Below are 18,475 nucleotides of genomic sequence, written 5' to 3'. Positions count from 1 at the left end.
TTATTTTATCTTCGATTCAGTACTTACCGAGAGTTTATTATTGACAGGTGATCCTGTTTCAAAAAGTTGACTCGCTTTCAAAGGATTATCCGTTCGAAACGGGCGGGCGGGGAAGCCTTCTTTATTGACTAAATTGGGTTGGGCAGCTTCATCCCAGGCAAAGCGAACCGCAACGGGACGCTGTATACTTGCCGCCGAAACCACGATGCGTTTGCCATCTAGTTGAGCTTGCGCCGGAACGAAACGGCCATCAGCTTCAGCAATCGTAAAATTGGTGAGTGGCTTTCCATCTCGACTCATTAGTCCACTCCCGATTTGCGAAAAGTGTAATTCAACAGTTCGGCCTTTGATTTTCATCCGCTCAAACACGGGGCCTGCTGCAATGATATCCTTTTGGCCGTATTCATCAGCTAAAGCAAGTAATGCCAGGCGCCGACCAATTTCCCATTTAAAAGGCGGGTGAATATCAGAGAGATCACTCGCCAGATCAGTCGTTACAATCATGCCCGTTCGAGGCAGATTCAGCACCAATTCCTGTGCTTCCCGAAACGCGGGTAGGGTTTCTTTAGTAAGCACTACTTTACCTTTCGATTCAGAGTATTTGAAGGGAGCCAGCGATACGTAGTAGAACGGCATTTTTGCATCGTTCCACGCATTTCGCCAACTGGTAATGAGCGTTTTAAGCTTATGCGAATAAGCCGTAGTCTCTTGTAAAAAACAGTTGCTTTCACCCTGATACCACAAGAATCCTTTTATGGCAAACGGCACCACTGGTCGGATCATTGGCTCGTAGAATTTGCCTGGATCTCCATCAATTTTTTGGTTACCATAATACGTTTCCCCGCGAAAAGCATCTTCCGAAATCCAGGGCTCAATCCGGCTGCCAGGCACAGCCGATGAAACGACACCGATCGGTACGTTCAGGTGTTTATGAAGTTCTTTGGCGAAGAAATAAGCTGGTGCTGAAAAGGAGCGTAAAGCCGAATCCTCCGCTACATTCCAACCACGATGCAGCGAATCAGGTTTGCTCAATTCTTTCCGATTGACCAGAAAAAGGCGTATCTGTGGATTGTGCGCATAGGCTAGCTCCTCAACTGGATTATGACCATCGACAGATTGCGTTGCTAACGCTGGAGATACTTTGCTGTTTTTTCGCATCGTGTACTCCATATTCGACTGCCCCGAACACAACCAAACCTCCCCTACCAAAATGTTTTGCAAGCGAATGGTATTTGTTCCGGCAATGACTAGTTCAGACGGTACAGCTGACGCTTTCAGGGGCTTCAAGGTAACACTCCATTTGCCTGTCACATCAGCCGATGTCGTCTGTGCTTGTCCGGCGAACTGCACATTTATCGTTTCTCCCGCCGACGCTTCCCCCCAGATTACCAATGGTTTACCCTGTTGCAACACCATATTATGCCCCAAAATCCGAGGCAAAACGATCTCTGCTTTCACTTGGCTTGAAAGAAGAAATAAGGTGATAGCTAACAGGGGGTATTTCGGCATTTTAGTGCTGTTTTCTAGTGTTCTATTTTTGTCATGCTGACACATGACAAAAATCACTCTGCTCTATTCTGTAACACGCTCGTTTTAAACGACTTAATTACGTAAACCGCTTCCGTTTCCAGTTCACCACCTTTGGGTAGATCATAGCTTTGATCAGTAGGCGTATCGGCATCGGGGAAGCGACGAACACCGCCCGTTCGGAAAACGACACGACGGAATGAAGCCACGGGTGCAAAGAATAATCTCGCGCCTTTGGATTGTCCATTGACGTACGTCGTGAACATCCGTTTGTCGCGGTCCAGCTCGATGCGTACGTCGTATTGTTTACCGGCTTCGTATTTCTGAATTCCCGAATCGCGGTAGCCAACTTTGGCTTTGAACGAACTGTCGGCATCAAACATCAGCCGGACGGCTGCAGTCCCTTTTGCGTCCTGAAATTCAATTTGTAACATGCCTTTATGGGTCTGCTGCGGCACTACCGAAAACTCAACCGTCAGTTTTTTTGAATCGGGAATGATGCGCTCGGCTTTGGCGAAATCGAATGGGTCTTTGTCTCGCAAAACCAGCGCTTTGGTCCCGCCCATTGATTCAATTTTTGCCGAAGCATAGATGGGGCTGTATATGTTCCAGTATTTCAATTCTTCACCAGCAGGCAACAGCGCAAAGGTTTCGTTCGGATGTGTCGTTACTTCTTCAGTGATGGGTACAGGAATTTTCGACACCCAAATATCTTCCTTGTTCATGCTGTAAGTCACCCAAAGATTCCCGTCAGCAGGGATTCCATTGCCCTCTTCGATGCCTCGCACGTACTGCGGTCCATACGATTTGTAAGCGCCACCGTACCGCATCGACGTAATCTCACCGTTGACCAGCAGCAGATTCGTATAATTCAGCCCATCCTTACTGGCCGACAATGCCAGCGGCCAGCGGAATTCAGATGGGTTATATACTGTAACGTATTGTCCATCAGACATTTTCTGCCCCCAGATTTTGGCATTACTATTCACAAATCCCGGCGCTCGAAGCGGGTTATATTGCCAGGTTTTACCTTCGTCTTTGCTGATGGTCGTAAGCGCGTGTTTCCAGAGACCCACTACGCGACGATCGGGCAGATGGTAGTAGCTAAACGCTTTTACATCTTTTTTCAGAGAAATGAGCGGATCGTTTCGGTCAGCTTCTTCGATCCATTGCTGCATCATTAGCGTATTGCCCAGCAGTTCGTTACAGGCATCTACAAAGCCCTTGTCTTTTGAACTGGTATAAAACGGATAGGTCGATCTCGATTTGTCCCAGGACGAATTGTTTCGGATGAAATAAATCGGTCCAAATTTGCCATCAGGATAAATTTCCCGCACAACTCGGCCAATGCCATTCCCATCGTTCGGATCGTCTTTCGGTCCCATCACAATGCCATAGAATGCCAGCGTCAGCAACCGCCCGTTTTTCGCTGTGTAAAAGCCCATGCGCTGGTGCATCACGGCGTATAAATCCTTGGCCACCTCCGAACGGCCTTCTTTTTTCCAGCCATCGGGTATTTTGTAAGGCGGAAAAATTATCGTTGGTTTCGACCAGTTTATACCATCTTTCGAGGTCAATAAAAGCGTTTGGCCGGGCGGTATATGTTCGCCCACCGGATTGCTGAGAAATTGCAAATAGTAGGTGTTGTTCCAGTAAGCCAGCATCGGCGCGTGATTATACGTCCAGTTCGTACCACCCGCCAACTCCGGATGCTCGCGATTTGCCCGAAACACTTGTATATTATGCACACCGACCGCTGGACTCAACTGCCCGTGATGGTAATCGACGTTTGAAAGCGTAGTACCGACGTAACGGACGGTATCCTGGGCGTAGGTTTGGGAGAGAAGTAAGAATAGAATAACCCCCAACCCCCTAAAGGGGCCTTTTATTGTAAATATTTTAGCCCCCTTTAGGGGGTTGGGGGTAAAACAAAACGTCCTCATAGCCCGGTACTTTTTTTCACCCAAATTACTTCGTTTCCTTCACCCTGTTTTCTCAAACTGACGACATTGCCACCTTTTACAAAGTCCTTCAACTTGCTTATCTGTCCCGTTTTCGGATTTACGTAACTCACCGAAAAAGAGCCTGTTGCTTTTGTCAAATCAAGTTGAGCGGGATTCGTTGATTCGTTGTAGAGAATGTAGCCGATTTTATCATTGCCGATAAGGCATTGACCAGCTGGCATTTGCGATAAATCAATTGGCTTCATCTGAGTTGCATCAGCCATAAATTGAGGATCAGCAACGGGCGGGACATTTGGCATAGAACCGCCAGCCATGAGCACTGCCCAACCAAACGCATCGTAGCTATCAGCGGCATACGTAACGGCTTTTTCCGGGAATTTCTGACGATATTCTTTTACGGCCCGGTACACCTGCCCGAACGAACTTTTCTTCGGAGGTGTAAGTCGGGCCTGTTGACGAGGAGCTAAATTTTGTCCGCCAGCGGGAGCGTATGTAGCCCCATCGGCCTGATAATGCCAGTACCGAATATCGATCAGACTGACAATAGACGCTCGTTTGGCATCGGCAAGAATGGCATCCTGAACATCTTTGGTAGCACTTAATCCAACCGTTACTTTCTTACCCGTCTCCTTCTCCCACTCGCTGATCGTATCAAGCCAAAACTGTACGAAGTGTAGAGGTCCTGTAAACTCAGCACTAATCAACTGAATGACGCCTGAATTTTCGGCAAAATTATTCAGGCACTGGCGGATGTACGCCCGGTGAAGTGCTCTCCGAACAGGATGCGATACATCATAAAATTGTTCAGCCATGAAAATCCGCTTATCCCCCGCGTACGGTACGGGTTCGGGGAAGCCGGTGTTGTTAATGTTGTTGGCAGGTCGCCAAGGAAAATCGGCGTAGTGTGCACCTGCTTCGATGATATTATGCTGAAAATAATTCTCGTGAATTAGTGTCAGACCTTTCTGATCGGCGAGATCAGCGTATTGCTTCAGACGATTCCAGTACCAGTGATTGTATTTGGTTAAATCGTATTTGCTCAGGCCATCCCAGGCAGTTTCTTTCCCGCTTCGGGCAAATGGCAGCTCATAAAACGGAGGCCACACTTCGCCATCCATCCGGCGAATTCGTTCGTGATCGTCTCGTCGACGGTCGTACCAAAGGCCATAATTATGATCAAGAGCAAGAATATTCCCGGCTCTCATCGAATCGGTCATGGCTTCCAGATCATCAGTCAAACCACGTCCGATCATTCCTGGCACGAAGCGGGTGATGTGTGGTTTGGCGGCAGCTACTCCGTATGGCCGGGCACTGCCATTCCACCAGGTTATTTCCTGCCGACGACCTACCAGTAATGTTCCTCCACGAACCAATTTGCCGTTCAGCAATTGCATGGCTTCTGCTTTCTTGGCAAGTTGTTCTTTCGGGAGGCCAATAGCATCAATAGACTTCGCAGATGAGGTATTTGGAATGGGTTGTCGTTTGGGGGCTGCCGTGATAAAATCGTATAATGTCGGGGCTGGATTTACGGCTTGCCTGGTAAGTTCAGCGGCTACCTCAATTTTCGGGCTACTCGACGCTTCCGAATCGACTGGTAACAGAATAGTTCGGGCTGCAACGTTTTCACCAAGTCGGTCTTTCAGTTGGGCGTAATACAAACTCCGGGGGCGTATATGCTCGTTCGACATATCCCAATAGCCATCGCCCGAAAATTGAGCCCAGGAACCAAACGACCAGTTCTGCGCCGTTGGTGGCCGAAAACAGTCGATTCGGGCGGCTGTGCACTGCCAGAAAACACTGTTGGCTGCATTCCACCCTGCGCCCTGCCCGTCCTGTCCTCGATTAGCAAAACGAAGTGCGTTACCATCCACATTGACGATATCAAACAACACGCCCGATGCCCAACTATCGACGCTGCCGCTAAAGCTAAAGGGTAGATGCGATTCGCACTGGACAAACGCATTGGGTCCGGCGCTGCAATAGCCGACGGCAAAGTCGTGATAACCTGATTCAGCATAAAGTCGCTGACAAAGAACCTGTTGGCCTTTAACAAAGAATGTATTCCGCCGTTCTCCACCAATCTCCGAAACCGGCTCCAGTGATTGGCAATCTTCAACCGTTATGCGTTTAGCCGTTTCCTGGACGAACACAGCCGATCCTGCAAAATGGCGAAATACAACCTGCCGCACCCAAGCATCTTGTACATTATCGAGCACGATAGCCATCCAGCGATGATCTTCGTCTTTCGGATTGGTTTTATCAAACGATGATTCCAGTTGCAGATTTTCAATGCCCGACTGCGTGATACGTCCCGGCCAAGTATAGCGGGCAATTGTTCCGCCACCGTATGCCGAATCCAACGCGGTTGTTAGGGGCGCATCGAGTGTTAGTTCAGAACCGTTGATAGCGGTAATTTGCCGATCCCAGAAAAGATCCCGCTGGCCCGGTTTCCAGCCTAATGCCGAAATGCCTCCACCAAATGTATCCGTTCCTACTGTCTGAATCCACTCTTTCGTTGAAGGGCGACGGATTTGTACACCATCTCCAACCTTAAAATCCGTCGAGTTTGTTACGCGTACTTTATTCGCATTAACCGGTACGTAAGCATCTGCGATGGCAACTGCTTTGGTCGATTGACGATTAGGTTTTCCACAAATTGTAATCAGAGTTTCGCGACTAAATCCTGTTCCGAGAAGTGTAGTAGTACTCATTCCGCTCCCGCGTAGTACAACGCCCGAAGCTGTAATACGTAAATTTCCAGCTACTTCGTGAGTACCTTTTTCCAGCAAAACAGCCCCCCGAAACCCCTCATCGTTGGCAGGTAAAGAGGCTACATAATCAATAGCGGCCTGTATCCGTCTGGTAGCGTCCCCTTTCCGGGCCGGGACAACGACTTTAACATCAATTGTTGGAATCGCCTGTTCGCCTGCTTTATACCCACAATACGAAAAATCAATAATGCGGTTGCCCAACGCATCCGGCGTGTATGTCAATCGCCCATTATCCCCAAGTATAATTGGCTTTGGCGGAGCGGGTTTCTTCCCTTGCGCACATACTTCGCCCATAAGCCCAAAAGCGAGCAAGGTTGAAAGAATGACAGCCAATAGATTGAGTTTGAGCACGGGTTTTAGGAGAAATAAAAGCTTTACTACTGATTCCCGTCGTGGTGTCCTCACAGCAACGAGAGTTTTATTATATCTACGTTCTGGGGCGCACTTGAGCAACGGATACAACACTGTTCAGGTATTCTTCAATGTTGGTATAGCCATCCTTATTTTTATCCTGGCTGGCATCCAACGGATCTTTTGGATTTAAGCCATTCTTAATTTCCCAGCTGTCAGGCATCCCGTCTTTATCCGAATCAACGTACGGCGTGCCTTTATAATCTGGATAACCACCCACCTGAATCGGATCGGTAATGATGCCGTTTTTATACGAATCAATTGGTAAACGACGGTGCTTGAACTGCGTTTCGGGTAATTTCACACCTTCTTTATACGAAATTTTACCGGTACGAACCTGCTCAACTACTCGTGTATCAACTGGATCGCGCTTGGGTAGCGTGGCACCAGCATTGGCAAGGACATACTCATATGCATCTTTGGCTGATACCAACGTTAGTTTAGGCATGGGCAGGGGCTCTTTCCACTTAATATTGGCGGTATATTCGCCAGCATTCGCCTGATCTTCAACCTGAACACCACCGTCCCAGTTGTCTTTCGTAACCTTCTCGTTACCATCAACAATATTTCCTGCTACGTATGCCCGTCCGTACACGCGATATGGCAATTTGCTGCGACCTGATTCAGGCTTTAAAATGCGGTAGGCAAGGGGTGAATTTTTGGGTGTTTCGGGACCAGGCTTGTAGTAGTTATTGATAATATTGTACATAGCTGTATAATCTCCCCCATCCATTGAACGGTGTACCCAGTTAAAAATCACGTTGTTGGCGAAATTGAAAATTCCGTTCCAGCCAATTGATGGATTTCGTCCGGCGTTATCGGCCCAGAGGTTCCGCATGAACGTACAATTTTCACCACCCAACGTACTACCGAACGCGTGATTCCAGGTATCGAGCGCTTCGGAGAAAATTGAGTTTTGAATCGTAATGTTGACCGTCGGCAATTTTTCTTCTACCGTTTTACCGGTGCTGTCATTATACATATGCCGGTACATCGACATATTCTCGTCCAATCCCCAGCTTGCTGATACGTGGTCGATCATAATGTTACCGATCGGGTTGCCACCAATCGAATCATCACGACGACCAACGTTGGTTTCGCCCCGACGGAACCGCATGAACCGAATCAGTACGTCGTGCGTGTTAATCCAGACCGATTCGCCCGCTATGCAAACGCCATCGCCGGGAGCCGTCTGTCCGGCAATAGTAACATAGGGAGCCCTGATAATCAGCGGAGTTTTAAGTTTAATTATTCCCGCTACGTTAAAAACAATCGTTCGGGCACCACCTTGTTCACAAGCTTCTCGCAGCGTACCAGGACCATTATCTTCCAGACTGGTTACGACAATCACCTTGCCACCGCGGCCACCGAACGTATAAGCGCCACCACCTTCGGCGCCCGGAAACGCAGGAATGCTGGCCTGTGGTAAATCAACCGGACGAGCTGCCCAGGGTATGTATGGTCTTCCTTCCTTCGCTTCCTTGGCAATGATGGGCTTTGCTTTTTCCCAGGCAATGTCCGATTGACGACGGGCTTCTTTGAGTAACTCTTCACTGGCTTTCTCCACATCAGGCGGAATTGTTGGGTACTGTGCCAAAGCGATTTGCTGGCCGAAAAACAGGCTGATGGAAAGGGCTAAAGGAGCAAACAGGTTTTTCATTGTTGAAAATTTCTGTTTAAAAACTGTCTACGAATTGGTAACTCATTGGACTGAACCAGCCAAAAGCCGTGATTCAGGTTGTATAATAGTTCAAAATAAGGCTAAAAAATAGCGGAATATCTATATCATTTTTTCGCCAATGTATAGGATATTATCATTCCCAATTAAATCCTCTTAACGTAGTTGCTTAGATGTTGGAATAACGGTCTAATACAACCTGAAAAGCAGTTCCTAGGGTTATCAGTTTATTCAAAAACAGGGTAATCAATAGTCGAACAGTTTGTGTTGGGTACCGCAAAATCTTATCTGACACCGAAATGGGGTAAATCGGCCCCCTTCTGAGCTTATTGTTTCAAATGGACGTTATGTATGTCTGACCAGTTGGCCTACTTAATCCTTACATAGAATGAAACTTATTACCCTTATTTTAGCCGGAGCCCTTTTCGGAACTAGTATGACAAACGAATCCCCCGTTGACAATTCCACAAATCCCCCCAAAGCGGGCATTGAAAAAACCTTATTTGGCAAACTCTCCGATGGCCGTGAAGTTGATCTGTTTACGCTTCACAACGCGGCAGGTATGGTCGTAAAGATTACCAATTATGGTGGCTACATCGTATCTATCTCTACACCTGATAAAACCAGCAAGCTAGACGACGTTACGTTGGGAGTTCCCACATTTGATGACTATATAAAAGGAACACCGAGCCTGGGGCCAATTATTGGTCGCTACGGCAATCGCATTGGGAAAGGGAAATTTACGCTCGATGGACAGGAGTACACACTAGCACAGAACAATAATGGCAATCACATCCACGGAGGCCCGACGGGTTTCGATAAGCGTCTTTGGACAGCCAAACCCGTTGATGGTCAGGAACCCGCTGTCGTATTAAATTACGTATCGAAAGATGGCGAAGAAGGCTATCCGGGTAATCTATCGGTTACCGTTACGTATACGTTACAAAAAGATAACGGTCTACGCATTGATTATAAGGCTACTACTGATAAACCAACTGTCTTTAATCCGACCAATCACGCTTATTTCAATCTGAGCGGGATGAAGCAGGATGTAATGAATCATGTCTTAATGGTAGCCGCCAATAAAGTGCTGGCAACTGATGAGAAACAGATTCCAACGGGCGAAATGCTATCGGTGGCTGGAACACCGTTTGATTTTACAAAACCAACTGTCATTGGGTCGCGCATTGACGATACGTCTAACGAGCAAATCAAATTCGGCAAAGGCTACGACCATTGCTGGGTTTTTACCGATCAGTCAAACAAATTGAAACTGGGAGCTACGGTCTATGAGCCAGCCAGTGGTCGATTTATGGAAGTATATACCACTGAGCCAGCCGTACAAGTCTACACAGCCAATAACTTAAACGGTAAACTGCAAAATAAAGATGGAGTTGCTTTAAGTCGCCGGTTCGGGGTTTGCCTTGAAACGCAGCATTTCCCCGATTCACCCAATCACTCGAACTTCCCCACTACTGTAGTGCGTCCGGGACAGACATTCAATAGCACAACGGTGTATAAGTTTTCAGTGAAATAAATAGTCTGGAATTCGAGGCTTTTTATTCAGGGATGTTTTTTGTTCTTCAGACGCAGCCGGGCCGCCGACTGCGTCTGAAGGACAACTATCTAAGCTGGTTCTTCGTAAACCGATTACAAATTCTGAATATACTTCTGTCCGCCGAGGTAGCGCATCTGGCGGGCGATCTGCCGGGTTCGGCGTAGTGTGTAATTTGACGGATTCGCAACGGAAAACTGGATTGGATTCGGCAGAACAGCAGCGATTCGGGCCGCTTCATTCCGCGATAGTTCTTTTGCCGGATGACCGTAATACCGCTCAGATGCGGCTTCAACACCAAACGTCATAGGCCCGGTTTCAGCGACGTTCAGGTAGACTTCCAGAATACGTTTCTTGCCCCAGATCAACTCGATCAGCATCGTAAAATACACTTCCAGCCCTTTACGGATGTAGCTATGCCCATTCCACAGGAAGACGTTCTTCGCAACCTGCTGTGAAATTGTACTGGCTCCACGGGCTCGTTTGCGGGTTTGGTTTTCTTTTATGGCATCCTGAATTTCGTCGAAATCAAAACCCCAATGGGTTGGAAATGCCTGATCCTCAGAAGAAACAACGGCAAGTGCAACCTCTTTGCTAATGTCGTCGTAGGATCGCCATTTTTTATGGACATGCGTGTCATCGCCCGTACTGTCGATCCAGCGACTCACCATTAACGGTGTTACATAAACGGGAACATACTTCAGCGCGATCACATACGCCAGCGATCCGAAGAAAATCCACAGAAATGCTTTGACGAAAAACCAGTAAATACTTTCCAGATAAGGCCGATCGCGCATAAACTGGCGAGTTTTTCCCCAACCCGATGAACTTGAATAAGTCGACTTACGTGAACGTTTATACTCACGCTGCGGAGCAGGCTGAGTTACCTTTGGGCGTGGCTGTTGGGGAGCACTGGTACGGAATCGGTTGACGGGTTGCTGAGTATTCATGGGTGTAGGGACATTCTGCGAAAATAATGGTAAGGCGAATGTAAAAACCGATTTTTAGCGAATATAAACGCAAATTCCCCGAAAAGCGGGGCCCTACGGCACAGCCTACTCTCTCCTACTCTACGAATAAGGTTGCAGCAACACGATCAGCGAACAGTTTACCGGCACTGGTCAAGCGCAGTAAATCTCCTTCGCGAATGAGCCAGCCCGATGCATACATTGCCTTCAGATCAGAAGCCTGTTGATGCGTAAAATCATCGCCCAGCAGATCATTCAATTCGGTCAGCGAGCATCCCCACTGCGTCCGTAATCCTGTCAGCAAATAGTCGTTCACCTGGTCGGCAATTGACAATTCTTCAATTTCAGCAGGTATTTTCCCCTGCCGAATATCAGCGATATAACGTGCATTATTAGCAATATTGTATTGCCGCGAAATACCATTATACGAATGGGCACTTGGCCCTATTCCGAGATACGATTTCCGTTGCCAGTAAGCCGTATTATGTCGAGCATAGTGGACTTGATTTTCGCCATCCCGACGAGCAAAATTTGAGATTTCATAATGTTCATAATCCGATTGCATTAATGCATTTCTTAGCTCGTCAAACTGATCGGCGGCTATACCTTCGTCAATAATGGGTAGTTTACCTTTTTTTTGCCAGCGCCCAAAAGCCGTATCAGGTTCAATCGTCAACGCATACGCTGACAGATGCGGAGGATTCAGAGCAATTGCTTTTTCTAGATCTACTTGCCAACGAGATGTATCTCGATCAGGAATTCCGTAAATCAAATCGATACTCAAGTTATTAAAACCAGCCTCCCGGGCCAGTTCAACGCAGTTTTCGGCTTCAGCAGCAGTATGAGCGCGATTCATCCATCGAAGCGCATCTTCATCGAAGGTTTGAATACCAATACTTAACCGATTTACGTAGCGACGAATCATCTTCAGTTTCTCTCGACTCAGATCATCGGGATTGGCTTCGAGGGTAATTTCGGGATTAGGCCGGATTGTAAACTGAGCATGAATTATCTCGAAAATCTGATCTAACTCTCGTTCCGTCAACAAAGAAGGCGTTCCTCCCCCAAAATAAATCGTCTCTACTGTCGTGGTTGGTAAATAGTCTTTTTGCAATTGAATTTCAGCACACAATGCATCAACCAGGTCCGACTTTTGCCCCAAACTGGTACTGAAGTGAAAATCGCAGTAGTGGCAGGCCTGTTTACAGAATGGTATGTGTAGGTAAAGATGCATATGCCCTATTGACAACAAAACGGCTGGATAGGTTTAACAGTGAATGAGAAAAGCCCTATTTTGCAGTTCAACGCCCCTGTAACGAACATGAATCTTCCCGAATCAGATCTCGTAGAACCGTCTCCACCCGTTCGATCAGATGAACAGGATAAACTTCGCGAGTTAACCAGTCAAAGCTGGAATCTGGAAATGCTGATTTCCGGAGCAGCCTTATTTGCGACGCTAAGTCTGCCCGAATTTCTGGATAGTGTTTTGACATACTATCGCTATAATCTGGTGGCGGATAGCGATTACATTCAAAGCATGATGCCCGTACAAGTAATGGGTTTGATAAAAGGGGTATCGTATCTTCTGTTTGTTGCCTTTCTGATCCATTTTGTCATGCGGGCTTTCTGGGTAGGTTTACTCGGTTTGCTCGCTGTATATCCGGATGGTATTCGCTTCGATACTATATACAACTTAAGTCAATACGCCCGAAAGCGATTCGCTCAGGAGATGGGCTCACTACCGGATTATATCATTCGGCTCGATCGGCGATGTAATGTCATTTTTGCGCTGGCCTTTAGTCTGGTTTTGCTGTTCCTTGGCGTAGCCGCTATTTACGCGCTATCGATTTTCCTCCAAATGGTGCTTCACCTCCTTGTTCCAGACAGGTACTATCAGCCTATTCGTGGGGTGTTTAGCTGGCTATTTGGTGGTGTCATCGCAGTAACAGGGATAACTATGTCTATTCTGAACATGACCAAATTTCGAGACGATCCCCGATACGCACCAATATCTTTTCAAGTGAGTCGGTACTTTTCCTTTCTGTTCCTGGGTCTCTATCAACCGTTGCTTTATATCGTTTACACCTTCTACAGCCAGATTCCTAAGGACGTACTAAAACGTCGGTTGGTGGTGTTTTTTACGATCTTCGTTGTAGCCGAAATGCTGATTATGTCTGTTGAATTATTTCAGACGCTGGGCTTGTCCGATGTGTTGGACAGCCGATCGTTTATTAGCACACGAAACCAGAGCCGAACGCTTGATGCCAATGCATTTGATAATTTACGCGCACCCGATGACCTGATCGATAAAGCGAGTATACAAGGCGATGTGATTCGAGAACCGTATGTGAAGTTATTTTTGAGTTACCCCAAATCCCTGGATGCCGAATTGACCAAGCGATACAAAGAGCCTTCCTGGCCGGATAGTCTTTCGCGGAAGGAGCGACGGGAACAACAAGCCAACTGGTACGGAAAAACGTTTGAAACGTATTTTGGAGTGTATTTGAATGATTCGCTTTATAAGTCCCCCGGACTGCTATTTACCAAACGGGCTGATAACGGACAACGCGGCTTAACGACCATTCTGTTAACAGCGAATCTGAAGACAGGACGTAATCTATTGAAAATAATGGTACCAGATTCAGCTAACAAGCCGACGATTTATTATCAGATACCCTTCTGGTACGTCCCTGAAAACTAATGAATCAATCAGGACACTTTTTGCAGCGTTTGCCCTTCTTATATTTCTTGCAGCACTTTTTCAGAACACACTCGTAGCCAACAAATGGGTTAGTCTGAATCAGCGATTTAGCTTCTTGCTGCGAAACGGAAGAATCAATAACGAATAGGTCAGTTATCATCAATAGTCAATGTATTTCTCTACAAAGTTAGTCTTGTTTAGATTCAGTACAAATTAAAATTCATGAAAGATTTCTCAACGCCGTTTCCAACTTGAGGATGAGCATAAAATGCAGCGAGGCATGACTGATAAAGCCATACCTCGCTGCATTTTACGTGATTATATTAAAACTTATAGCTTAACCTCGCCAGTTAAATAAAGCTGTACCTGTCCCGAAATATCGACACGAGCCGGGCTATCCTCTTGGCTATTAAGTTTGCACCGGATATAGCCCCCACGTTTGGAAAGTTGGCGAGCTGTTAATTCCGTTTTGCCGAGTTTCTCAGACCAGTACGGCATCAGGGTTGTATACGCTGATCCTGTGACGGGGTCCTCGTCGATGCCAGTTTGGGGAGCAAAAAATCGGGCTACGAAATCGACTCCGGATTCTTCGTCGGCGGGTGCCGTCACGATAACCCCCCGCGCCGGAACGGTATTCAGTTCTCGAAAATCAGGTTCTAAACTTTCAATCTGCTCCTGACTTTTATAGACTAACATGTAGTCGGTTTTTCCTTTGTAAATTTCAGATGGCCGTTCTTTTACGCTAGCCAGTAACGCCGGTGGCTGAAGGTTTGCGCGTTGCACATTATCGGCGGGAAAATCCAGTGTTAACCAATTATCAGCCCCCTTACACACTTTCAGAAGTCCGCTTCGGGAGTCGAAAAAGATCTGATCGTCACCTGTTTCTTCCGTTGATGCCTCCGCACCATTTTCCAGGAAAAACAATACATAGGCCGTTGCCAGCGTAGCATGCCCGCATAAATCCACTTCGATCGTTGGCGTAAACCAGCGAATATGGTATGTATTTGGTTTGTCAGTTTTTACGTAAAAAGCCGTTTCAGCCAGGTTGTTTTCAGCGGCTATCTGTTGCATTTTCGCATCAGGCAGCCAGTCGGTTAGCGGAATTACTGCGGCAGGGTTCCCCGCAAATAATTGATCCGTAAACGCATCAAGTTGGTAAATACGCATTTTTTAAAATGTGCCAGGCACTGTTAAGATTTAGGAATAGTGTTCTGTGGTTTGTAATGCATCAAATACCGTCGTGTTGAATGCTGTCAGCGATGGCAGAATTACATCGGCAATGGCAAATTTAGGGTCATTAATTTCAAATGCACCAGGTACCGCGACCGTTCGCATACCTGCGCTATAGGCTGACTTTAATCCACTGCCCGAATCCTCAAACGCCAGGCAATTAGCTGGTGATACATTCAATTTTTGGGCCGTTCCTAAATATACATCCGGGGCAGGCTTATTACGAGCTTCCAGGGTTGCTGAGTGCCAGAGTGTCAACGTATTTCGAATTCCCAGTCGATCCACCACTACCTCAATTAAACTCATAGGAGAAGCCGAAGCAATAGCCGTTGGAATTCCCTGTTTATCAAAAAAAGTCAACGCTTCAATCGCTCCAGGCATTGGTTCAGCCAGGTGGGCAATTCGTTTATGGACACCTTCCGTAATCGCATCGGCCAGTTCCTGAAACGTCCGGCCTGAAGCGGTCGAGTCGGTCCAGGGGCGATGAGCAAACCAGTAATAAACCACATCTAAAATAGGCAAACCAGTCGTTTGCTTACATTCTTCGTCGGTCAAATACAGGCCGACAGTGGCAAATACCTCCCGCTCCATTACCCGCCAGTGGGGTTCTGAATCCACCAGAAGGCCATCCATATCAAATATTGCTGCTTGTATCAAAATGAGTCGTTAGTCAATTGTCGACAGTCGTTGTCGATACCGTTTTATAGGCGCTTTGTGTGTGGCTTATGCCAGGTAAATCCTATTATGTACCCGTTTAGACTTCGAATAACACCAAAAGCCACAAAATAGTACTAATTTCATACCTGCGCCTGACGAAATGGTTTTATATCGATTGACTCCCATACGCCCTGTACAATATACGGATCATTTTTCATGTATTTAGCTACTTCCTCTTCTGTTTCTAAATTAAGCAGAAGCATCGAGCCGATCATTTTGCCAGCTGGGTCGAGCAAAGCACCGCCAAGAACGAACTGTCCCTTCTCTTTTAACTGACGAACATAGTCGAAGTGAGCCGGACGAGCGGCCATCCGTCGATCAAGAGCATCTGGATCAGTATGATCATACGCGTGGACAACGTAATGCATGGAAGAATTCAGTTATTTTATTGCGTTTATCTGGCAAGATACCATCTTTCTGGAAGCGTTTCATCTTTTCTTTTTAATTTCAGGTTTCTCGATCCGTTACCCACTTCATTTTTCATGAAACACCTCTTTTATTGGCCACTTACACTTCTGGCGACCTCGGCTTTCGCACAAACAACACCCAAACCAACTGCTACAACTGCCCGACCGGAACTGACCGTTGAAACCATTATGCAGGACCCGAAGAACTGGGTCGGAACGGCGCCCACTAACCCCATTTGGTCGGAAGATTCGAAAACGCTTTATTTCAACTGGAATCCCGACAAAGCGAAAAATGACTCGCTCTACAAAGTAACATTTGCCAGTTCGGGCAAAGGCAAGCCAGTTATGGCCTCAAAACCCGTTAAGGTGGGTTCTATTGAGCGTCGCGCCTTGCCAACTGCTCCTGTCGCGGCTTATAACAAGGCCTATACAAAACGGCTGTATGACAAACAAGGTGATTTGTTTTTGCTGGATGTGAAATCGGGAACGATTCGGCAATTAACAAATACAGTAGAGATTGAGTCTGACCCAAATTTCTCCGGCGATGAGCAACGTGTTGTTTTTCGGCGCAGCAATAACTTATTCAGTATCGATCTAAAAACCGGTGAGTTAGAGCAATTAACCGACTTCCGACCAGGTGCTAAACGTCCTGACCCCAAACCTACCGACGAAGAAAAATTTCTGAAACAGGATGCATTACGACTCTCGACCGTTTTGCAGGAACGTAAGGATAAAAAAGACGAAGGAGAACGTATCAGCAAAGCCGAACGGCCAAAGCGCCCGAAAGAAATTTATCTCGAAGAACGCCTTTTGCAAGGTCCACAACTCAGTCCTGATGGTCGGTTTATTACCTATCGGCTCTCGAAAAATCCCACCAATGCCAAGACCGCTCAGGTACCGAATTACGTAACGGAGTCAGGCTACACCGAAGAATTAAATGCCCGTACGAAAGTGGGCGCGCCGTTGGCATCGCAGGAGTTCTTTGTGTATGATCGGGTAAAAGACACGGTTCGTGTTGTCAGTACGAAAACGATTCCGGGCATTACCGATCAACCGGCTTACTTAAAATCGACGGGTAAGACGAAAGCGGATTCATCGAAAAAACAACGTGCAGTCACGATTACCGGACCACTCTGGTCGGATGACGGAAAACTGGCGGTTATCAATCTCCGAGCGGTAGACAATAAGGACCGCTGGATCATGCGATTCGAGCCCGAAACGCAGAAACTCTCCCTCCTCGACCGGCAGCACGACGATGCCTGGATTGGTGGTCCTGGCATCCAAGGCTTTGGCCCTCAACCCGGAAATATGAATTTTCTGGCTGATAATCAGACGCTTTGGTTCCAATCGGAAGCCGATGGCTATTCGCATATTTATACGGTAAACGTACTAACAGGGGAGAAAAAGCAACTCACAAAGGGCAAATTTGAGGTTCAGCAGGTACAACTCTCAAAAGACAAAACCCAGTTTTTCATACAAACTAACGAGGTTCATCCGGGCGAACAGCATTTTTACCGCATGGCTGTTACGGGCGGAGAGCGCGTAAAGCTAACCAGCATGCCAGGCGCTAACGACGTAACCTTAGCGCCCGACGAAAATCGAATGGTGATCCGCTACTCGTCTAGTACTCAACCCTGGGAATTATATGTGGTTGATATCAAAACCGATCCGAAGAAAGGGGATGGCATAAAAGAAGCGATCAAATTAACCGATTCGCCAACGGAGAGCTTCAAAAAATACCCCTGGCGGGAGCCAAGCTACGTAACAATCCCTGCCCGCGACGGCCAGACAATCTACGCTCGATTGTATAAACCCGAAAAAGCCAATGGCAAATCGGTCGTGTTTGTTCACGGAGCGGGTTATTTACAGAATGCCCACAAGTGGTGGAGTCAATATTCGCGCGAATACATGTTTCATAACTTGCTGGCAGACAAGGGTTATACAATTTTAGATATCGATTACCGAGCCAGCGCCGGCTATGGTCGCGACTGGCGTACGGGCATTTATCGATTCATGGGCGGAAAGGACTTGGAAGACCACGTCGATGCTGCTAAGTGGCTGGTGCAAACGCAGGGCGTCGATGCGAATCGGATTGGTATTTACGGCGGATCGTACGGGGGATTCATCACGCTGATGGCTATGTTTACAACGCCCGACGTATTTAAGGCTGGTGCTGCTCTTCGCCCTGTAACTGATTGGGCCGCTTACAACCACGGTTACACAGCTAATATCCTGAACGAACCGCAATTGGATTCACTGTCGTACCGCAAGTCATCGCCGATCAACTTTGCTGAAGGGCTGAAAAATTATCTGCTGATTTGCCACGGTATGGTCGATGTAAACGTCCATTTCCAGGATACGGTACGCCTGATGCAACGACTCATCGAACTCCGAAAAGAAAATTGGGAAGTAGCTGCTTACCCAGTTGAAGATCACGGCTTTGTCGAACCTACAAGCTGGATGGATGAATACAAACGTATTTTGAAGCTCTTTGAAGAGAGGCTTTAAATATGTGATTTACTTTTTGTCATCCTGACCGAAGGGAA

Annotated in this window: 12 protein-coding genes; 3 read left to right on the top strand and 9 right to left on the bottom strand. The window is 47.1% G+C overall.

Features of this window, described 5'->3' with window-relative positions:
• The 4 genes from ACYVE4_RS21250 to ACYVE4_RS21235 form a co-directional block, all read right to left on the bottom strand.
• On the bottom strand, positions 1 to 1,509 hold the full coding sequence (locus ACYVE4_RS21250) for a sialate O-acetylesterase (RefSeq protein WP_461042247.1): 1,509 nt from the start codon (positions 1,507 to 1,509) through the stop codon (positions 1 to 3).
• Between the two features lie 53 nt (positions 1,510 to 1,562).
• Complete coding sequence (locus ACYVE4_RS21245; protein WP_461042246.1) at positions 1,563 to 3,470, bottom strand: exo-alpha-sialidase; 1,908 nt, start codon at positions 3,468 to 3,470, stop codon at positions 1,563 to 1,565.
• Positions 3,467 to 6,613 (bottom strand): DUF6298 domain-containing protein, encoded by a 3,147-nt coding sequence (locus tag ACYVE4_RS21240; protein WP_461042245.1) that lies wholly within the window; start codon positions 6,611 to 6,613, stop codon positions 3,467 to 3,469. Before ACYVE4_RS21240 ends, ACYVE4_RS21245 begins: the two co-directional genes overlap by 4 nt.
• Before the next feature lie 76 nt (positions 6,614 to 6,689).
• Positions 6,690 to 8,333, bottom strand: a complete 1,644-nt coding sequence (locus tag ACYVE4_RS21235) for a pectate lyase family protein (protein WP_461042244.1) — start codon at positions 8,331 to 8,333, stop codon at positions 6,690 to 6,692.
• A gap of 406 nt (positions 8,334 to 8,739) precedes the next feature.
• On the opposite strand from ACYVE4_RS21235, the gene ACYVE4_RS21230 reads away from it, so the two are divergent.
• Positions 8,740 to 9,888: an aldose epimerase family protein gene (locus tag ACYVE4_RS21230; RefSeq protein ID WP_461042243.1), complete on the top strand. Its 1,149-nt coding sequence runs from the start codon at positions 8,740 to 8,742 to the stop codon at positions 9,886 to 9,888.
• Between the two features lie 113 nt (positions 9,889 to 10,001).
• Here the strand turns inward: ACYVE4_RS21230 and mtgA are convergent, their stop codons facing one another.
• Positions 10,002 to 10,856: a monofunctional biosynthetic peptidoglycan transglycosylase gene (gene mtgA / locus ACYVE4_RS21225; protein ID WP_461042242.1), complete on the bottom strand. Its 855-nt coding sequence runs from the start codon at positions 10,854 to 10,856 to the stop codon at positions 10,002 to 10,004.
• 115 nt (positions 10,857 to 10,971) lie between these two features.
• Complete coding sequence (hemW, locus tag ACYVE4_RS21220) at positions 10,972 to 12,108, bottom strand: radical SAM family heme chaperone HemW (RefSeq protein WP_461042241.1); 1,137 nt, start codon at positions 12,106 to 12,108, stop codon at positions 10,972 to 10,974.
• An 87-nt stretch (positions 12,109 to 12,195) separates the two neighbouring features.
• Between hemW and ACYVE4_RS21215 the strand changes: the two genes are divergently transcribed.
• Complete coding sequence (locus ACYVE4_RS21215) at positions 12,196 to 13,575, top strand: hypothetical protein (protein WP_461042240.1); 1,380 nt, start codon at positions 12,196 to 12,198, stop codon at positions 13,573 to 13,575.
• Between the two features lie 330 nt (positions 13,576 to 13,905).
• Here ACYVE4_RS21215 and ACYVE4_RS21210 read toward each other — a convergent pair whose 3' ends face one another.
• The 3 genes from ACYVE4_RS21210 to ACYVE4_RS21200 all read right to left on the bottom strand — a co-directional run bounded on the left by ACYVE4_RS21210 (position 13,906) and on the right by ACYVE4_RS21200 (position 15,890).
• Positions 13,906 to 14,742 carry a PhzF family phenazine biosynthesis protein gene (locus ACYVE4_RS21210; protein ID WP_461042239.1) on the bottom strand — a complete coding sequence of 279 codons (837 nt, stop codon included), beginning with the start codon at positions 14,740 to 14,742 and terminating at the stop codon, positions 13,906 to 13,908.
• A gap of 30 nt (positions 14,743 to 14,772) precedes the next feature.
• Positions 14,773 to 15,462 carry a hexitol phosphatase HxpB gene (hxpB, locus tag ACYVE4_RS21205; RefSeq protein ID WP_461042238.1) on the bottom strand — a complete coding sequence of 230 codons (690 nt, stop codon included), beginning with the start codon at positions 15,460 to 15,462 and terminating at the stop codon, positions 14,773 to 14,775.
• A gap of 140 nt (positions 15,463 to 15,602) precedes the next feature.
• Entirely contained in the window at positions 15,603 to 15,890 is a 288-nt protein-coding gene (locus tag ACYVE4_RS21200) for a YciI family protein (protein WP_461042237.1), read from the bottom strand.
• Between the two features lie 114 nt (positions 15,891 to 16,004).
• Between ACYVE4_RS21200 and ACYVE4_RS21195 the strand changes: the two genes are divergently transcribed.
• Entirely contained in the window at positions 16,005 to 18,437 is a 2,433-nt protein-coding gene (locus tag ACYVE4_RS21195) for a prolyl oligopeptidase family serine peptidase (RefSeq protein ID WP_461042236.1), read from the top strand.
• Positions 18,438 to 18,475 lie beyond the last annotated feature (38 nt).

The organism is Spirosoma harenae, from assembly GCF_054776975.1.
Note: the sequence above shows the minus strand (reverse complement) of the source record. Positions and strands in the feature narration are given on the sequence as shown.

Coding starts and splice junctions, on each gene's coding strand:
- ACYVE4_RS21250 (WP_461042247.1), bottom strand. CDS start 1,509: ATGCCGAAATACCCCCTGTTAGCTATCACCTTATTTCTTCTTTCAAGC.
- ACYVE4_RS21245 (WP_461042246.1), bottom strand. CDS start 3,470: ATGAGGACGTTTTGTTTTACCCCCAACCCCCTAAAGGGGGCTAAAATA.
- ACYVE4_RS21235 (WP_461042244.1), bottom strand. CDS start 8,333: ATGAAAAACCTGTTTGCTCCTTTAGCCCTTTCCATCAGCCTGTTTTTC.
- ACYVE4_RS21230 (WP_461042243.1), top strand. CDS start 8,740: ATGAAACTTATTACCCTTATTTTAGCCGGAGCCCTTTTCGGAACTAGT.
- mtgA (WP_461042242.1), bottom strand. CDS start 10,856: ATGAATACTCAGCAACCCGTCAACCGATTCCGTACCAGTGCTCCCCAA.
- hemW (WP_461042241.1), bottom strand. CDS start 12,108: ATGCATCTTTACCTACACATACCATTCTGTAAACAGGCCTGCCACTAC.
- ACYVE4_RS21215 (WP_461042240.1), top strand. CDS start 12,196: ATGAATCTTCCCGAATCAGATCTCGTAGAACCGTCTCCACCCGTTCGA.
- ACYVE4_RS21210 (WP_461042239.1), bottom strand. CDS start 14,742: ATGCGTATTTACCAACTTGATGCGTTTACGGATCAATTATTTGCGGGG.
- ACYVE4_RS21200 (WP_461042237.1), bottom strand. CDS start 15,890: ATGCATTACGTTGTCCACGCGTATGATCATACTGATCCAGATGCTCTT.
- ACYVE4_RS21195 (WP_461042236.1), top strand. CDS start 16,005: ATGAAACACCTCTTTTATTGGCCACTTACACTTCTGGCGACCTCGGCT.